The 16739-nt window shown below is 65.7% G+C and carries 17 protein-coding genes; 9 read left to right on the forward strand and 8 right to left on the reverse strand.

The window, feature by feature from the left end; genetic code table 11:
• Positions 1-172 precede the first annotated feature (172 nt).
• A complete protein-coding gene (gene glsB / locus PST29_RS16010) occupies positions 173-1081 on the reverse strand; it encodes a glutaminase B (protein ID WP_060843662.1) in 909 nt (302 codons plus the stop codon).
• A 508-nt stretch (positions 1082-1589) separates the two neighbouring features.
• On the opposite strand from glsB, the gene PST29_RS16015 reads away from it, so the two are divergent.
• Positions 1590-2843: a ferredoxin reductase family protein gene (locus PST29_RS16015; protein ID WP_060839413.1), complete on the forward strand. Its 1254-nt coding sequence runs from the start codon at positions 1590-1592 to the stop codon at positions 2841-2843.
• Here the strand turns inward: PST29_RS16015 and PST29_RS16020 are convergent, their stop codons facing one another.
• Positions 2844-4382 (reverse strand): MFS transporter, encoded by a 1539-nt coding sequence (locus PST29_RS16020; RefSeq protein WP_060843663.1) that lies wholly within the window; start codon positions 4380-4382, stop codon positions 2844-2846.
• A gap of 127 nt (positions 4383-4509) precedes the next feature.
• On the opposite strand from PST29_RS16020, the gene PST29_RS16025 reads away from it, so the two are divergent.
• On the forward strand, positions 4510-5418 hold the full coding sequence (locus PST29_RS16025; RefSeq protein WP_060843664.1) for a LysR family transcriptional regulator: 909 nt from the start codon (positions 4510-4512) through the stop codon (positions 5416-5418).
• A 2-nt stretch (positions 5419-5420) separates the two neighbouring features.
• Positions 5421-5969, forward strand: coding sequence for a GNAT family N-acetyltransferase (locus PST29_RS16030; RefSeq protein ID WP_060839416.1), 549 nt, complete (start codon positions 5421-5423; stop codon positions 5967-5969).
• Here PST29_RS16030 and PST29_RS16035 read toward each other — a convergent pair.
• Positions 5962-6882: a carbon-nitrogen hydrolase family protein gene (locus tag PST29_RS16035; protein ID WP_060839417.1), complete on the reverse strand. Its 921-nt coding sequence runs from the start codon at positions 6880-6882 to the stop codon at positions 5962-5964. The genes PST29_RS16030 and PST29_RS16035 overlap by 8 nt on opposite strands.
• An 84-nt stretch (positions 6883-6966) precedes the next feature.
• Between PST29_RS16035 and PST29_RS16040 the strand changes: the two genes are divergently transcribed.
• A complete protein-coding gene (locus PST29_RS16040; protein ID WP_060843665.1) occupies positions 6967-7902 on the forward strand; it encodes a LysR family transcriptional regulator in 936 nt (311 codons plus the stop codon).
• On the opposite strand, the gene PST29_RS16045 is transcribed toward PST29_RS16040, so the two are convergent.
• Complete coding sequence (locus tag PST29_RS16045; protein WP_016962601.1) at positions 7874-8128, reverse strand: hypothetical protein; 255 nt, start codon at positions 8126-8128, stop codon at positions 7874-7876. The two genes, PST29_RS16040 and PST29_RS16045, sit on opposite strands and share 29 nt — an antisense overlap.
• Before the next feature lie 235 nt (positions 8129-8363).
• Here PST29_RS16045 and PST29_RS16050 point away from each other — a divergent pair, with 235 nt between their 5' ends.
• A complete protein-coding gene (locus tag PST29_RS16050) occupies positions 8364-8684 on the forward strand; it encodes a DUF883 family protein (RefSeq protein WP_060843666.1) in 321 nt (106 codons plus the stop codon).
• A 52-nt stretch (positions 8685-8736) separates the two neighbouring features.
• Here PST29_RS16050 and PST29_RS16055 read toward each other — a convergent pair whose 3' ends face one another.
• Positions 8737-9774: an Ldh family oxidoreductase gene (locus PST29_RS16055; protein ID WP_060843667.1), complete on the reverse strand. Its 1038-nt coding sequence runs from the start codon at positions 9772-9774 to the stop codon at positions 8737-8739.
• A gap of 265 nt (positions 9775-10039) precedes the next feature.
• Here PST29_RS16055 and PST29_RS16060 point away from each other — a divergent pair, with 265 nt between their 5' ends.
• Positions 10040-11041 (forward strand): FecR family protein, encoded by a 1002-nt coding sequence (locus PST29_RS16060; protein ID WP_060839421.1) that lies wholly within the window; start codon positions 10040-10042, stop codon positions 11039-11041.
• A gap of 62 nt (positions 11042-11103) precedes the next feature.
• Here PST29_RS16060 and pvdQ read toward each other — a convergent pair whose 3' ends face one another.
• Complete coding sequence (pvdQ, locus tag PST29_RS16065) at positions 11104-13422, reverse strand: bifunctional acylase PvdQ (RefSeq protein ID WP_060843668.1); 2319 nt, start codon at positions 13420-13422, stop codon at positions 11104-11106.
• 297 nt (positions 13423-13719) lie between these two features.
• On the opposite strand from pvdQ, the gene PST29_RS16070 reads away from it, so the two are divergent.
• Positions 13720-14100, forward strand: a complete 381-nt coding sequence (locus tag PST29_RS16070; protein WP_060839423.1) for a fe2+ zn2+ uptake regulation protein — start codon at positions 13720-13722, stop codon at positions 14098-14100.
• Positions 14101-14113: 13 nt separating this feature from the next.
• Here the strand turns inward: PST29_RS16070 and PST29_RS16075 are convergent, their stop codons facing one another.
• Positions 14114-14302 (reverse strand): hypothetical protein, encoded by a 189-nt coding sequence (locus tag PST29_RS16075; RefSeq protein WP_042941707.1) that lies wholly within the window; start codon positions 14300-14302, stop codon positions 14114-14116.
• Positions 14303-14473: 171 nt separating this feature from the next.
• Here PST29_RS16075 and PST29_RS32530 point away from each other — a divergent pair, with 171 nt between their 5' ends.
• Positions 14474-14602 (forward strand): hypothetical protein, encoded by a 129-nt coding sequence (locus tag PST29_RS32530; RefSeq protein WP_256596732.1) that lies wholly within the window; start codon positions 14474-14476, stop codon positions 14600-14602.
• 88 nt (positions 14603-14690) lie between these two features.
• On the opposite strand, the gene PST29_RS16080 is transcribed toward PST29_RS32530, so the two are convergent.
• On the reverse strand, positions 14691-15605 hold the full coding sequence (locus PST29_RS16080; RefSeq protein ID WP_060839424.1) for a LysR family transcriptional regulator: 915 nt from the start codon (positions 15603-15605) through the stop codon (positions 14691-14693).
• A gap of 120 nt (positions 15606-15725) precedes the next feature.
• Between PST29_RS16080 and PST29_RS16085 the strand changes: the two genes are divergently transcribed.
• Entirely contained in the window at positions 15726-16721 is a 996-nt protein-coding gene (locus tag PST29_RS16085; RefSeq protein ID WP_060843669.1) for an aldo/keto reductase, read from the forward strand.
• Positions 16722-16739: the final 18 nt, after the last annotated feature.

Consider the following 16739-nt stretch of genomic DNA (forward strand, 5'->3'; position numbering starts at 1 on the left):
TGGGCTCTGTACCAAAGGTTTTGCGACGAAGGGCAGGCAAGGCGAAAACGGTCGAGGAACGACCGGGGTCGCGTTCGACTTTACGGGGTGTCAATGAGCATTCCGATCGGACTCGCGCACGAGACCGTTTTCAACGCAGCATCACCGAGTATCAAGGCTGTTCGTACAAAGCCTAGAACACTGACCAGCCTATGCGCTGGCTGAGCAGTTCCAGGGCCGCCATGCCCACCAGCGAGTTGCCGGCGGCGTTGAGTTCCGGCGACCACACGCACACCGTGAACTGCCCCGGCACCACGGCGACAATCCCCCCACCGACCCCGCTCTTGCCCGGCAGGCCAACTCGATAGGCGAAGTTGCCAGCCTCGTCGTACAGGCCGCTGGTGGCCATGATCGAATTGACCTGCTGGGTCTGGCGCCGAGTGAGAATCTGCTCGCCGCTGTGCTTGCAGAAGCCGTCGTTGGCCAGAAAGCAGAACGCCCGGGCCAGATCGACGCAGCTCATGCGCAGCGCGCAATGGCTGAAATAGTTGCGCAGCACCGCCTCGACATCGTTATGGAAGTTGCCGAAGGACTGCATCAGGTAGGCCATGGCCGCGTTGCGCGCCCGGTGCTGATATTCCGACTCCGCCACCCGGCCATCCACCAGCACCTGATGGTTGCCCGACAGGCGCCGGACGAAATCGCGCATGGACAAGGCCGGTGCGGCGAAACGCGACTGATTGATGTCGCAGATCACCAGGGCGCCGGCATTGATGAAGGGATTGCGCGGGCGGCCGCGCTCGAACTCCAGTTGCACCAGGGAGTTGAAGGGTTGTCCCGAGGGCTCGTGGCCCAGGCGTTCCCAGATCGCTTCGCCGGAATGGCCGATGGCCTGCACCAGGCTGAAGACCTTGGAAATGCTTTGCACCGAGAATGGCGTGTCGGCGTCACCGGCGCTGAATACCTGGCCATCGTTGCCATATACGGCAATCCCCAGCTGGTTGGCCGGCACGTCGGCCAGGGCCGGTATGTAGTTGGCGACCCGGCCTTGGCCGATCAGGGGGCGGACTTCATCGAGAATCTGGTTCAACAGGGCTTGCATGTTCAGGCTCATCATCACGGGCCCCGGTACGGCTGCGGGGCTATGGCTGCTAGACGCACGCCAGGCCCTGCGCAGCACACCCGAGTGCACATCCGCCGGCACTTTTGCCGGCACTTTTGCCGGCGCTGGCAGGTCTGCGAAAGCACGCCCAGGCCCTGTACCGGTCTCCAGGCCCCCTTCGCCGGCAGGGCCCACGCCATCGCGCAGGTGCCGAGAGGCCAGCAACAGCGCGGCAGGCCCGGCACACGAAATCGAAATGCAATTGAGATTCGATCATTTCCAGCAATCACAAAAACACGCTGTCGATGACCCGCATCAGCTTGAATTAAGGTTCAGGCGCTAGAATGGCCTCCGGTTACGCGCGAACAAAGCTGTCATATCCCGCTATACCCCAGCGCCACACCACCCCATGCATCGCGCCTTATGGCCTTGCCCCCCTTGCAACGGGACCTTTGCGGCAGTCGATGTTCATGCCATGACGGCATTTCCTGAGCGGAGTCATGCACCCTTGAAAACCTGGCACACGATAATCGGCGTTCTGCTGATCACCACGTTCACCCTCCTGCTGGAGATCCCTTCCACCACCTGGCTGACCTCCGCCACCCTGAGCATGGTCCTGGGCAGCACCGCCCTGGCCTACATGGCCCTGTCCTGCCTGCTGGCCGCCCGCTGGGGCGTTGTCGAGCGCCTGTTCGGCGGCCTTGACCGGGTCTACGAGGTGCATAAATGGCTGGGGATCTGGGCCCTGGCGTTCGCCAGCTATCACCTGGTGTTCAAGGCCAACCTGGACGAATGGAACAGCGTGCCGATCCTCGAACTGTCCAAGTACTGGACGCGTCTGGTGCGCCAGTTGAGCTACGTGGCCCTGGGCCTGATCGTGCTCCTGGCACTGAACCGCAACATTCCCTACAACCAGTGGCGCTGGTGGCACAAGCTGTCCGGGCCGCTGTTCCTGATCGTCATCCTGCACGGCTTGAGCTTCAAGTCGCCGATCACCCTGGACTCGCCATCGGGCCTGTGGCTTGGCGCGCTGTGCATCCTCGGGGTGCTGGGCGCCCTGTACAAACTGCTGCTCTACCCCTTGGTGGCCAAGGCCGGCGAGTATCAGGTGAGCGCGGTCAGGGTGGAGAAGAACTCCCTGCACCTGGAACTGCGCCCCCTGGGCCGCGGCTTTCCCTTCAAGGCCGGGCAGTTCGCGTTTCTGTCGATGCAGGAAAAGGGCCTGCGCGAGCCGCACCCCTTCACCATCGCCAGTGCCCAGGCCGAGGACGGGCGCATCGAGTTCGTCATCCGCGCCCTGGGCGACTACACCCAACGGCTGCGCAAGCAGGTCAAGGTCGGCATGCGTGCTGATCTCTACGCGCCTTATGGCCGCTTCAAGCGGCCCGAGGCGGCGGCCCGGGAGATCTGGATCGGCGGCGGAGTGGGCATCTCGCCGTTCATTTCCTGGCTGCAGGACGCGGCCGCCGGGGAGTTCGACAAGGCCACCCTGGTGTATTGCTACAACCCGTCCCGGGCCTTTCCCAGCGTCGACACCCTGCAGGGCATGGCCCAGGCTCGCGGCGTGGACTTCGTCGCCAACAGCGGCGGCACCGAGTTCCTGGCGCAAACCCTGCAACGCAGCGCGGCGCAAACCGATCCGCAGCAGATCCGCATCAGTTTCTGCGGCCCCAAGGGTCTGCTGGCCCAGGTCCGCGAGCTGATGCACCAGTACCGGATTCCCGAAGCCAACCTGCACTACGAGTTCTTCGAGTTCCGCTGATCAGCTCCGCAAGCGACGCGGGTGGCGCGGCTCATGCAACGCCACCTTCACCACCAGGGCCGCCACCAGGGTGATGACCATCAGCACCTGCAACAGCTGGCTGAAGGCCTGGGCATAGCCCTGCAGCAACGCCTCCCGGGACCCGCTCGGCAAAGCCCCGGCACTGGCCGCCAGATCCCCCCCGGCCAGTTGCCGGGCCGCCAGCACCAGGGACTCGCCCGTGGCCCCCTGGGCGCCCAGGGTCTGTTGCAGCAGTGCCGCCAGCAAGGCCACCATCAGGGCCAGGGCAATGCCCTCGCCCGCCACCCGGGTGGTGCTGAAGATGCCACTGGCCATGCCGGCCCGCTCCTTGGGCACCACGCTCACCGACAGACCGTCCATCAAGCCCCAGGGCAGGCCGCTGCCCAGGCCGATCACCAGCAACGGCCAGACCCGTTCGCTGCTGCCCTGCCCCGGCGCCAGGCGACTGAGCCACCAGAGTCCGCCGGCGGCCACCACCAGCCCCAGGCTCGACAGATTGCCGGCGCTGAACCAGCGGTTGAGCCAGCCCGCAGCCAACGGCACCACCAGCATCGGCGCGGACAGCGCCAGCATCAGCAGCCCGGCGTCGATCTCGCTGTAGCCTTCGACGCCGATAAAGCGGATCGGTAGCAGGATCAGCAGCACCACGTAGCAATAGCAGGTAGCGATAGGCAGCACTTGCACCCCGACAAAGCGCGGGTAGCGAAACAGCGACAGGTCGAGCATCGGCCGGACCGCCCGCCGCTCCACGACGACGAACAGCCCCAGCGCCAGCAGCGCTCCCAGCAGCAGCGCCAGAACCCAGGGGCTGCCCCAGCCGCTTTGCGGCGCCTGCAGAATGCCCCAGGTCAGCAGCACCAGGGCCAGGGTGAAGCTCAAGGTCCCGGGCCAGTCGACGCCCCGGGCCTCGGGATCCCTGGACTCCTGCATGCGCGGCACGCCAAAGGCCAGGGACAGGCCGCCGATCAGCGCTCCGGAGACGAAGATCCCGCGCCAGCCGCTGTGTTCCACCAGGACCCCGGCGAGGATCGGGCCAAAGGCCAGGCCGACGCCAAAGGTGGTGCCCAGCAGGCTGAAGGCCCGGGTCCGCCCGGGGCCGTCGAAGGCCTGGGCCAGGGCCGCCGAACCACCGGCCAGGGCGGCGGCCCCGGCCAGTCCCTGGACCCCGCGCAGCAGGTTGAGCCACAGCAGCGACGGCACGAACACCAGGGCCAGGGAGCTCAGGCCGAACAGCGCCACCCCCAGGCTGAACAGGCGCTTGCGACCGTACTCGTCGGCCAGGGTCCCGGCGGCCATCAACACACTGCCAAAGGTCAGCATGAAGGCGTTGGTGGTCCAGCTCAGGGCCAGGGGGCTGCCCCCCAGTTCGCGGGCGATGGCCGGGGTTGCCACGGCCACCCCGACAAAGGTCAGGGGCAGCATCAGCGCCGCCAGGCACACCGCCGCCAATACGCCGTAGGCACCCCGCTCGCGGGTACGGGCCGGCAGCCCAAGGGATAGGTCGAGTTCAGGATTCACGGACACCTCTACGCCCCGGTCATCAGGGCTCTTGGAAGAAAAACCCAGGATAGGCAGGCCGCAATCGGTAAAAAACAGGGCATTATTCCGCTCTTTACGGACAAAAACGCTGCAATCGAGGAGCGCCATGGACAATCTGAACGGCCTGCAAGTGTTTGTCTGCGTGGTCCAGAGCGGCAGCCTGGTGGCCGCCGGTGAACGCCTGGGGCTGTCCGCCTCGGCGGTGGGCAAGGCCCTGTCACGCCTGGAACAACGGCTCGGCGTGCGCCTGCTCAACCGCAGCACCCGGCGCATCAGCCTGACCGACGAAGGCACGCTGTTCTACGAACGCGGCCAGCGCATCGTCGATCAGGTACAGGAAGCGGAAGCCGAACTGGCGCGGATCAGTGATGCGCCACGGGGGCGCTTGCGGGTCAGCCTGCCGGCCATCGGCTACCGCATGTTGCTGCCGATCCTTCCGGCGTTCTCCGCGCGCTATCCGGACATCGAACTGGACCTGGATTTCAACGACCGGCTGATCGACGTGATCGCCGAAGGGGTGGATGCGGTGATTCGCAGCGGCGAGTTGCCGGACTCACAGCTCAGGTCCCGCAGCCTCGGGCCCTTCGGCTTCGTGCTGGTCGGCGCGCCCGGCTACTTCGAGCGCCGCGGCACGCCCCAGACGCCCAGGGACCTGGAGCACCACGCCTGCCTGCGCTACAAGTTTCCCGGTGGCACCCAGCTGCAGCCGTGGCGCCTGCACCTGGCCGACAGCACAGCGCCGCTGGTGCTGGGCAGCGCCCTGACCAGCAACAACCTGGAGTCGCTGATCCATGCCGCGACCCAGGGCCTGGGCATCGCCTACGTGCCGGATTTCGTGGTCGGTGGCGCCCTGGCCGATGGCAGCCTGGTGTCGGTGCTGGACGACTTCCAGCAAGAGCGCGGCAAGTTCTCCATACTCTGGCCCAGCAGCCGGCACCTGCTGCCCAAGCTGCGGGTGTTCGTCGACTTTCTCGGCGAGCATCTGCTGCTCGGCAAACCTCACAAGGAGTCCTGACGATGATTGGCAACCTGCCCACCCTGCACACCGAGCGCCTGTTGCTGCGGCCCCTGGAACTGGCGGATGCCGACGCCATCCAGCAGCTGTTTCCACATTGGGAAGTGGTGCGCTACCTCAACGCCCTGGTGCCCTGGCCCTACCCGGCCGACGGTGCCTTGAGCTACGTGCGCGACCTGGCCCTGCCGGCCATGGCCCGGGGCACGGAATGGCACTGGACCCTGCGCCGGCGCAGCGACCCGGGCCAGATGATCGGCTGCATCAGCCTGATGGACCAGGTGGACGACAACCGCGGCTTCTGGCTGGCCCCGCCATGGCAGGGCCAGGGCTACATGAGCGAAGCCTGCAAGGCGGTGGACCACTATTGGTTCGAGGTGCTGCAACGGCCCTTGATGCGCGTGCCCAAGGCGGCGCCGAACCAGGGATCGCGGCGGATTTCCGAGCGTGGCGGCATGCGCCTGATCGACTCCCGGGACGGCGAATTCGTCAGCGGGCGGTTCCCCGTGGAGCTGTGGGAAATCACCCGCGAAGAGTGGCGCCGGCTCAGGTAAAGCGCACTCCGGGGCGGGCGCGCTGGTCCACGGTTAGTTCAAACACATCCGGGCGGGCGTAATGGCCGACCACGTCGTAGTCATAACGCGCACGCACCAGGTCGGCGGTGTCGATCTCGGCGCTGATCAGCCCGGCGCGGCCCACCAGCGGCCCGGCCAGCACATCGCCCATGGGCCCGACGATCACGCTGCCGCCGGCAATCAACGGCCGCTGCGCCGGCCAGTTGGCAATCTCCAGCCCCAGTTCCTCGGGCGAGGCCTGCACCTGACAGGCGCTGACCACGAAGCAGCGGCCCTCGTGGGCGATATGGCGCATGCTCACTTGCCACATTTCCCGCTCGTCCACCGTCGGCGCGCACCAGACTTCGATGCCCTGGGCATACATCGCGGTGCGCAGCAACGGCATCATGTTTTCCCAGCAGATCACCGCGCCGACCCGGCCGACCTGGGTGTCCAGCACCGGCAGGGTCGAGCCGTCACCCTTGCCCCAGATCAGCCGCTCGGTGCCGGTGGGCATCAATTTGCGATGCTTGCCCACAAGCCCCGCCTGCGGGTCGAAATACAGCGCCGTGCAATACAGGGTGCTGCCGCTGCGCTCGATCACCCCCAGGACCAGGTTGGCCCCGGTCCGCGCCGACAGCCCGGCCAGGGCCTCGGTTTCGGCCCCGGGGACATCGATGGCATTGGCAAAGTAGCGGGCGAAGGCCTCGCGCCCTTCCGGCAGGCGATAGCCCAGTTGAGTGCCGAAGCCTTCACCCTTGGGGTAGCCCCCCAACAGCGCTTCGGGCATCACCACCAGGTGCGCACCGGCCTCGATGATGGCGGCTTCGTAGGACAGGATCTGCTCCAGGGTGGCCGCCTTGCCTTCAGGCAGGGCACCGATTTGCAGGGCAGCGACGATGGACTTGGGCATGACGTGTTTCCTCGAACGATCAGGTGTTGCGCATTCTGCGGGCGCCGCCGATCATCGATAAACCCCAACTCAGTGCTTAATGATATGAATCAGATGAATATCGCCAGCGTCGATCTCAACCTGCTCAAGGCCTTCGAAGCCTTGCATGACGAGTCCAGCGCCAGCCGCGCCGCCCTGCGCCTGGGGGTCACCCAATCGGCCATGAGCGCGGCCTTGCGCCGGCTGCGGGAGCTGTATGGCGATCCGCTGTTCGTGCGCACCGGGCGCGGCTTGGCACCGACCCTCAAGGCCAATCAGTTGAAGCCGGTGGTCAGCGATGCCCTGAACAAATGCCGGCAGAGCCTGGCCATGGTCGCTCCGGACACCGGCGATTATCAGGGGCGCTCGGTGACGGTCGGGCTGTCGGATGATTTCGAGATTGCCTATGGCCGGCAGATGATCGAGGCCGTGGCCCGGCGGGCGCCCAAGCTGCGGCTGATTTTCCGCCAGACCCACAGCCAGATCGTCGCCGAGGCGCTGTTGCAGCGCAGCGTCGACCTGGCCATCAGTGCCGGCGGTTTTGCCGAACGCCTGCTCAGCCGCCAGGTGCTGGGAGAAGGGGCTTACCTGTGCCTGGCCGACCCGGCCAGCCTGGCTCCCGGGCAGCAACGCATCAGCCTTGAAGAGTTCGTCGAGCGGGAGCACCTGCTGGTGTCGTCCCAGGGCTTTATCGGCATCACCGATGAAGGATTGGCGAACCTGGGCCTCAGTCGCCGGGTGTGCGCCTCGACCACGCACTTTGCCGCGCTGCCCTTTCTGCTCAAGGGCAGCCAGGCGGTGGCAACCATTCCCGACCATGCCGCCCGGCGCATCGCCGAGCTCACCAGCCTGCAACTGCTGCCCTGCCCCCTGGCGCTACCGCGTTATCCGATCGAACTGGGCTGGCGCACCAGCCCGCAGACCGATCCGCTGCTGGTGAAGGTACGCGAGGCGATCGTCGAGAGTTTCGCACTTACTTGTTCGCCGCCATCAGGCGATTGACTTCGCTGCGCACCATGTTGGAGAACTCCGGCGGCGACATGCCGTCGAGCTCGGCGCGGACCCACTCGGCCCACTTGCCCTTGCGCTTACCACGCTCGCCGAACAACCGCGCGGCCTCGCCCTTGGCCTTGCCCAGGTTGCTCTGCCACAGTTCGAACAGACGGGACTTCTCGTCCTCGATGGCGGCGCGCTCGGCCAGGGGCTTGTTAGCCAGATTGAAACTCATGGGAAATTCCTGCTGCGTAAAATAGGCGACATCTTACACTGTAGGGGCTGACGGGTTTACCCCGGACTGGCGAGCAAGGAGCAAAATGGCTGCAACTTTTGCCCCGGCAGCGGACTCCATTGCAGGTACCCGATCACTGCAGCCGCTGCCGCAGACTGCAATCGGCTTGAGCCGGCCTCCCGCTCCGGAAGGCGCGCTCATGCACCACCGTTCACATTGTCCAAGGAAAAACTTCATGGCTCGTAAATCAGCCGCGCAAGCGGAAAACGATCAAATCAAGGATCAGGCCTTCAGCGAGTTGCAGGCGCTGATCGAAGAATCGGAAAAACTGCTCAAGGGCAGCGCCACCCTGGTGGGCGAAGAAGGTGAAAGCCTGCGCCGGCAAGTGAGCCTCAAGCTCAAGCAGGCGCTGGACTCGGTGAGCCATGTGCGCGAACGCAGCAAGCCGGTGGTGGATGCCACCGAACAGTACATCGGTGGTCATCCGTGGCAGACCGTGGCCATCTCCGCCGGTGTCGGGCTGGTGATCGGCCTGTTGCTGGGCCGTCGTTCCTGACCGCCCCTGCAGGCCGGGCCCCTGGTGGGCCTGGCCTGCATCTGTGCATCCCTCAGCCCCGCGCCAGATCCCGCAACTGCTGCAGTTGCGCAGCGCCGATGGCAATCCCTTGTTGCAGTGAACGCTCGCGCTGCTGATGCCGGCGTTCCCCGGGCAGGCGCTTGAGTCCCACCGCGTGCATCTGCCGCACCAGTTCCTGGCTGCGCTCGGCGAAACTCTGTCCGGCGGCCTTGCTCGGATCGATGACGATCAGCAACTGCCCGGTCCAGGGCGTCTTGGCCCCGGGATGATTGGACCAGTCGAATTCGAAAGAGAAATGCCCGCCAGTCAGCGCCGCGGCCAGCAACTCCACCATCATCGACAGCGCCGAGCCCTTGTGCCCGCCAAAGGGCAGCAGCGCCCCGCCTTCGAGGATCGCCTTGGGGTCCTGGGTCGGCTGCCCCAGGCTGTCGACCCCCATGCCCAGGGGCAGGCGCTGGCCTTCCCGTGCAGCAATCTGCACATCGCCATGGGCAATGGCGCTGGTGGCCAGGTCGAAGACAATCGGCTGGCCCTGGGCCTGGGGCGCAGCGAAGGCGATCGGGTTGGTGCCGAACAACGGCCGGTCGGCCCCATGGGGCACCACGCAGGTCATGCTGTTGACCACGCTCAGGGCCACCAGCCCTTCTTCGGCAAAGGGTTCGACATCCGGCCAGAGTGCCGCGAAATGGTGCGAGTTGCGGATGGCCAGGACGGCGATCCCGGCCTCGCGGGCCTTGTGCACCAGCAGCTCGCGGGCCGCCGCCAGGGCCGGCTGGGCAAACCCGTTGTCGGCATCGACCCGGACAAAGGCGGCGGCCACGTCTTCCACCCGCGGCTGCGCCTGGCCATTGACCCAGCCACTGGCCAGGGTCGAGACATAACCTGGAATACGGAACACGCCATGACTGTGGGCGCCGTCACGCTCAGCGCCGGCGCAGTTCTCGGCCAGGCACCGGGCGACGTCGGCGCGACAGCCGTGGCCCAGGAAGATCGTCTCCAGCAACTGCACCAGAGCCGGGAACGACAGGTATTCGGAGGGGGTATCAACAACCGGGTACGAGGCAGACATCTGAAGCTCCAGAGTAGTTATTGGAGGGGGCAACAGCGCGTGACCCGCGATTAAACAACGCCGAGCCGCAACCCTGTCAACCACTGCCTGAAGCTTGCAGGGAAGGTGCCAGGATCCCCCTCGCGGCGGCATGCGCCACCCTGCCCCAGCGCCTGCCAAGGGCCGTCGCGGATGAAAATAACCACCGGTTACTGGGCAATCGCCATCATGGTTGTTCTCCAAGGCTTGTCGCGAAGGGTAGAATGCGCGAAATCAGGAAGAGTCAATGAGCCAACAGATCCTCTCAGAAGCCGAGTACGACGCCATTACCCAGGCTGCGGCGCAATGGTGCATGCGCCTGCACGAAGCAGACTGCAGCGATGCCGAACGCCTGGCCTTTCAGCAATGGCACGATGCCGACCCACTGCACGCCTTCGAATACCAGGCCATGCGGGAAATCTGGGAAGTGGCCGACCAACTGCCACCCTCCGCCCTGTCGACCCCGGCGCCCCAGCCTGCGCCACGGCGCAGCTGGCAACGCTACGGCGTGGCGGCAGCCATTGCCCTGTGCGCCCTGCCCCTGGCCGCCTACAGCGGCTGGGAACTGGGTTGGCTGCCCTCATCCTACGAACGCTTCGAAGCCGGCGACAGCCTGCGCAGCGTGACCCTGGCCGACGGCAGCCAGGTCGAGCTGAACCTGGGCAGCGCCCTGACCTACAGCAACTACAAGGACCAGCGCCGGGTCACCCTGAACAAGGGCGAGGCCTTCTTCAAGGTCAGCCATGACAGCGCCCATCCTTTCGTGGTCAAGGCCGCCCGGGGCCAGGTCAAGGTCACCGGCACCCAGTTCAACGTGTGGATGTATGAAGATCAGGTGCGGGTCACCCTGCTGCAGGGCTCGGTGCTGGTCAACAGCGATACCGCCCAGCCTGGCGAAGGCTTCCGCCTGGAGCCCGGCATGCAGGCCCGCTACCAGGAAGGCGACTACGCGCCCCAGATCAGCCAGACCTACAGCAACGACAGTTCCCTGGCCTGGCGCAACGGCAAGCTGGTGCTGGACAACCTGTCCCTCAACGAGGCCCTGCCGCTGATCAATCGCTATCTGGATAGCCCGGTACAGCTGGCTGACAGCCAGACCGGCAGCATTCGCGTCGGCGGCATCTACAACACCCGGGAGATCAAGAGCCTGCTGACCTCGCTGCCCAAGGTGCTGCCGGTCTACCTGACGCGCAATCGCCAGGGCAACCCGGTGATCAACGCCCTGCCCCAGTCCCCGCCAAACAGCTGAAGGCCGCCCGGTTGCCCGGGCGGCCCAGATGATCCCACCGACCTTCACAGCGCCGCCAATGGCTAAGGTTCCCGGCGCGGCTCCTGGATCCGTTGCACCTGATACTGGCCATCGGCGCGGATCTGCGCCTCGGTAAAGGGCAGCACCTGCCACTGCTTGGCAGCGAACGCCTCGGTCTGGTCGCGAAAATGCGCCGAGGCCGGGTCGCTGGACAGGGAGAACGCCAGCAACCCCAGGGCCCGTGGCCCCTGCTCATCGAAGCTGACCACATTCAGGTAGCTGGTGCCGCTCACCACCTCCCGCTTGCCGCCGTCCCCCGGCACGCTCTGGATGGCGTTGTACACCCCCAGGCTTTCCGGGCCGCCGGGCACCGGGGTCGGTCGGCCGCCCCGGCTCACCTGCTGCAGCTCGCCCCAGCGCACGTCATCGGCCAACCCGGCCTCGTCCACCACCTGCGCCGCCGCCAGCATGGCCGCACGCAGGGCCCGGGCCACCGGTTCGCGGCCGATGGCCAGGCCCCGCGGCGTGTGCTGCGGGTCCCTGGCATCGAACGCCACCCGCCAGATGTCCGGGTCATGCAGCAGCGGCTGCATGATGCCCTGGAAATACACCAGGCCCAGGCCGCTGTGCAGGCCGGCAGTGCGATCCCAGGACCTGAGGCTGCCACACAGCCGCGCCAGGCGCCGGGCATCGGCGCCCAGGTCCTGTGCACAGAACTGCAGCAGGTCCGGCATCACCAGGCCGGCCAGGTACACCTGGTTGTCGCTGACCATGTGCAGCAGATCGGCAGCCTTGATCTGCTGCATCCGGCCCAGGCGCTCCAGGGCGAAACGCGCACGCATCTTCAACGGTACGTCCTGCTGGCTGATCACCGGCGAGAAGCCTTGCAGCGGCGACGCCGGGTTGACCATCCAGGCCGAGTCGTTGGCGTGCTGCAGGTAGTCGTTGCGCGCCAGCTGCGGCAACTGGCTGGCGGCGAAGATACCCGGCTGCGCCGCGGCCGGATCGATATCCCAGGCGCAGGCGCTGCGCGATCCGTCGAGAACGATCACCTGGGTACCGGCCCGCGGATCGCTGCACTGCGCCAGCTTGGCCTGGGTCACGTTGGGCACCACCGACTGGTTCATGTACAAGCCGCGGCCCTGGTCATCCACCGCCAGGGTGTTGACCCAGGGAATGCCCTGCAACCGGTGCACGCTGGCTTGCAGGTCGCTGACGCTGCCGGCCTGATTCATCGCGTACCACTGGGCCAGCACGCGGCTGTTGTCGAGGTTGGCGTCACGCAGGCTGTAGGCGTACTGGCGGTTCCAGTCCAGCTCCCCCGGCCATTGCACCACGGGGCCGAACACCGAGCTGTAGAGGGTGCGCGACTGGGGCTGCAAGCGCCCGTCCGCGGTCTTGCCCTGCACCGTCACCACCTGACGCTGCAATGGCAGCGAGCGGCCATCCAGCAGGTAGCGGGTCGGGTCCTTGGGGTCCAGTTGCAGGCGGTACAGGGTGAAGTGCTTGGACGTATCCACGGTGTGGGTCCAGGCCAGGTGCTGGTTGAAGCCGATATTGATCAGCGGCAGACCGGGCAAGGCAGCGCCCATCACATCCAGCTGACCGGGAATGGTCAGGTGCATCTGATAGAAGCGCATGCCGCCGACCCAGGGAAAGTGCGGATTGGCCAGCAGCAGACCGCGCCCATTGAAGGAACGCTCGCCGCCCACCGCCACGGCGTTGCTGCCCCGGTCCAGGGCAAAAGCCTGTTGCCGGTTCGCCGCCAGTTGCCACTGCCTGGGGCTCAAGGCCGCCTGGGCGGCGTCTCCCGGAGGCGCGGCCAGGGCCAGGGCCTCGACGAACTGGCCGGCACCGCCTTCGACCAGCAGGCGCCGGGTCAGCTTCACCAGGTCGGCGCTGGTCAGCGGCCGCACCCAGTCGCCCTGGCACTGCTCCGGCAGGCCCTGGGCGCGGCGCTCGAGCAATTGCCGGTTGAAGCCTTCGACATAGCCCTGCATGCGCTCGCGCAGCGCCGGGGTCTGCGCCTGCCAGAACGCCGCCACCGCCTGGGGCGAGTTCAGCCAGCTGAAGAACAGGTCGCTGGCCAGATTGTCGCGCTGCTCCAGGGTCTGGCCCTCCGGACCGAAATACCTGGAGCGCTCGGCGTTGACCGTCAGCACTTCATTGGCCATCAGGCACAGATTGTCCTGGGCATAGGCGTAACCGATGCCGTAGCCCAGTCCGCGCTCATCGGCGGCACGGATATGCGGGACACCAAAGCTGGTGCGGCGGATCTCGGCCTGGACCGGGTCCGGCTGCGCCTGTGCGTGAACCCCACAACCGAGGCTCAGCAACACGGCGGCAAGGGCAAAATGCGGGAACTGCCTGGAAATGATCACACCGACTCCTGATACAAAAGAACACAACCAGGACTGGTGCGCAGGCGGGGTACGGCGATGCCGCCAGTCTGGGAATCCAGCCGCGCACGGATCAACCGGCGCCTGCCTGCCCATAAGGACGAAGAGCGGGAAAAAAATTTACTCCCATCGCCGCGGCCGCCGCGGTCATGACATGTCAGTGACTCGATACTGACAATTTTTCTACATCCCGGGCCTCATGATTGGGCACGCTCGCTCGTCTAGTACTAGAGCACCCATCATTCTTTTCCTGATCAGGCTCTGATAAGGAGTTCTTGCATGTACAACCCGCAACTGCCAATGGATGGCACCACCATGAACAACCCGCCTGCGCTGAATGCCGGCGCCGGCGTCTTCGGCCGCAGCGCCGAGCGCACCAGCAACGAGCGCATCAAGCAGCTGCTGAAGAGCTTTGGCCTGCGCACCAGCCTGATTCGCCTGAAAGTCATCGACGCCCTGCTCACCGCCGCCCAGAGCGAACGCTCCCTGGGCGTGCGCGGAATCCACAGCCAATTGCTGGAACTGGACATTCCGCTGTCGTTTCTCAGTGTCCGGGAAGTGTTGAAACGCCTGTGCAGCGAGGGCGTGCTGACCCTCAATGCGGACAAGAGCTACAGCCTGCACCAGCGGGCCGCAGCGGTACTCGACGGCCTCTCCTGAGGCCGCCGGCGGCTCAGGGCTTGACCTTGCGACGCATCACGCCATTGATCACCACCACGACCACCGCCACGCCAATGGCGATGTACTGGAACAGTTTTTCGCTGATCACACCGTGGTTCTGCAGGTAGGAAAGGCCAAGCATGATCCCCAGTACCACCAGGGAAATCAGAATCGAGTATTTCAAGCGTTGTGACTGGGTCATTGCGGGGTCCTGAAGCTGAAAATGTATCCGCTGTGTATCAAGGTCGATGCCAAGCACCTACCAGGTTTTGGGGATGAGCCGGGGAAATCGGGGTCACATGGTACAGGCGCCAAGGAGATTTTGCTTACTTGACGGCCTGTTGCGTTTTCCGTGCCCTTTGAGGATTGATAAATGTTTCGTCGAATCACGCTGCTGATTCCCCTGCTGGCCATCCTGACCCTGTCAGGCTGCATCATCATGCCCCGCGATGGCGGCCATCATCGTTACTACGACGGCGGTCCCGGCTACTACCACCGCTGAAACGTGCGGCCAATCCATCGGCCGCAGCGCATCGCCTACCACCAACGCCCGCCCCGTCGCGGGCGTTTTGCTGCCAGGGGTGGCGGTTTCAGGGGCGCGAAGTCAGGTTGCCGGGACGGGCGAACAGCTCCACCAACCAGTCGACCAGCACCCGTACCCGGGTCGACAGGTGGCGCTGGGGCGGATACAGCGCGGTCAAGGGCAGCGTCGGCGCCGGGCAGTCCTGCAGCACCTCCTGCAGAAGGCCGGCCTGCAACTGCCGGGCAACGTTGTAGTACGGGGTCTGCACCAGCCCGTAACCGGCCTCGCAGGCCGCCAGGTAACCGTCGGCGCTGTTGACCGCCACCTGCTTGGGCAACTGCATCTGGCGCAACTGGCCGTCGACGAAGAACTCCAGGCCATAGCGCTTGCCGCTGACGCTGGAGAAGTACTCCACCATCTGATGCCCCTCCAGCTCCGCCGGGGACCGTGGAATCCCCCGCTGGCGCAGGTAGCCGGGGCTGGCGCACGTCACCTGCTGCAATTGCACCAGCGGCCGCGCCACCAGGCTCTCGTCCAGCGTCGGGCCGCCACGCAGGGCGCAATCGACGCCTTCGCGGATCAGGTCCACCGGACGGTCATTGAGGCCGATTTCCAGCTCGATCAACGGGTAGCGGGCGGAGAACTCCGGCAATGCCGGAATCACCATCAGGCGACCGATGCCCACCGGCATGTCGATGCGCAACAGCCCCCGGGGATGGTGCCGGGTCAGGGAAAACGCCGCCTCGGTTTCCTCCAGGTCCGCCAGCAGTTGCACGCAGCGCCGGTAATAGGCGGCGCCGTCCAGGGTCGGGCTGACCTGGCGGGTGGTGCGGTGCAGCAGTTGCACCCCCAGGTGGGCTTCCAATTGCTTGATCAGGATGGTCACCGAAGCCCGGGGCAGTTGCAGGTCGTCGGCGGCCCGGGCAAAGCCGCCAAGCTCGACGATGCGGGTGAAGACGCGCATGGCGTTGAAACGGTCCATGGAATACAGGCTCGCGATTATTTAGAAAATACCAATAGTGATAGCGTTTTTAGCCTGTTTATCGGTTTTTTGTCGAGTAGCAAACTGCACGCTCTTCCCCACTCACCGGAGTAATCACCGATGCATACTCGACAACTGGGTCACAACGGTCCGCAGGTTTCCGCCATTGGCCTGGGCTGCATGGGCATGAGCGACTTCTACACCCCCGACAGCGATCCCCGGGAAGCCATCGCCACCCTGCACCGCGCCCTGGAACTGGGGATCAACCTGTTGGACACCGCCGACATGTATGGCCCCCACAGCAACGAAGAACTGATCGGCCAGGCGATTCGCGGCAAGCGCCAGCAGGTGTTCCTGGCCAGCAAGTTCGGCATCGTCCGCGATCCGGGCGACGCCACGGCCCGCGGCGTCAATGGCCGCCCGGAATACGTGCGCGCCTCCATCGACGGCAGCCTGCGTCGCCTCGGCGTGGACACCCTGGACCTGTACTACCTGCACCGGGTCGATCCGCAAGTGGCCATCGAGGAGACGGTCGGCGCCATGGCCGAGCTGGTCCAGGCCGGCAAGGTGCGCTACCTGGGCCTCAGCGAAGCCTCGGCCGCGACCCTGGAGCGGGCGCACAAGGTGCATCCCATCAGCGCCCTGCAAAGCGAATATTCGTTGTGGAGCCGGGATCAGGAAGACAACGGCTGCCTCGCCGCCTGCCAGCGCCTGGGGATCGCCTTCGTGCCCTACAGCCCCCTGGGCCGGGGTTTTCTCACCGGTGCCCTGCAAAGCCCGGACGATTTCGCCGCTGATGACTACCGGCGCCTGAGCCCGCGTTTCCAGGGGCAGAACTTCCAGCGCAACCTGCAACTGGTGCAACAGGTGCAGCAACTGGCGGCGGACAAGCAGGTCAGTGCCGGGCAACTGGCCCTGGCCTGGGTGCTGGCACAGGGCGACTACCTGATTCCGATTCCCGGAACCAAGCAACGGCGCTATCTGGAGGAAAACCTGGGGGCACTGGAGGTGCGCTTGAGTGCGCAGGAACTGGCGTCGCTGGAGCAGATCTTCAGCCCGGGCAACACGGCGGGCAATCGCTATCCCGAAGAGGTCATGGCGCTGCTGACGCGTTGAAGCAAGCGGCTTGCGCGC

The sequence above is a fragment of the Pseudomonas sp. St29 genome, assembly GCF_001547915.1.
Taxonomy (GTDB): Bacteria; Pseudomonadota; Gammaproteobacteria; order Pseudomonadales; family Pseudomonadaceae; genus Aquipseudomonas.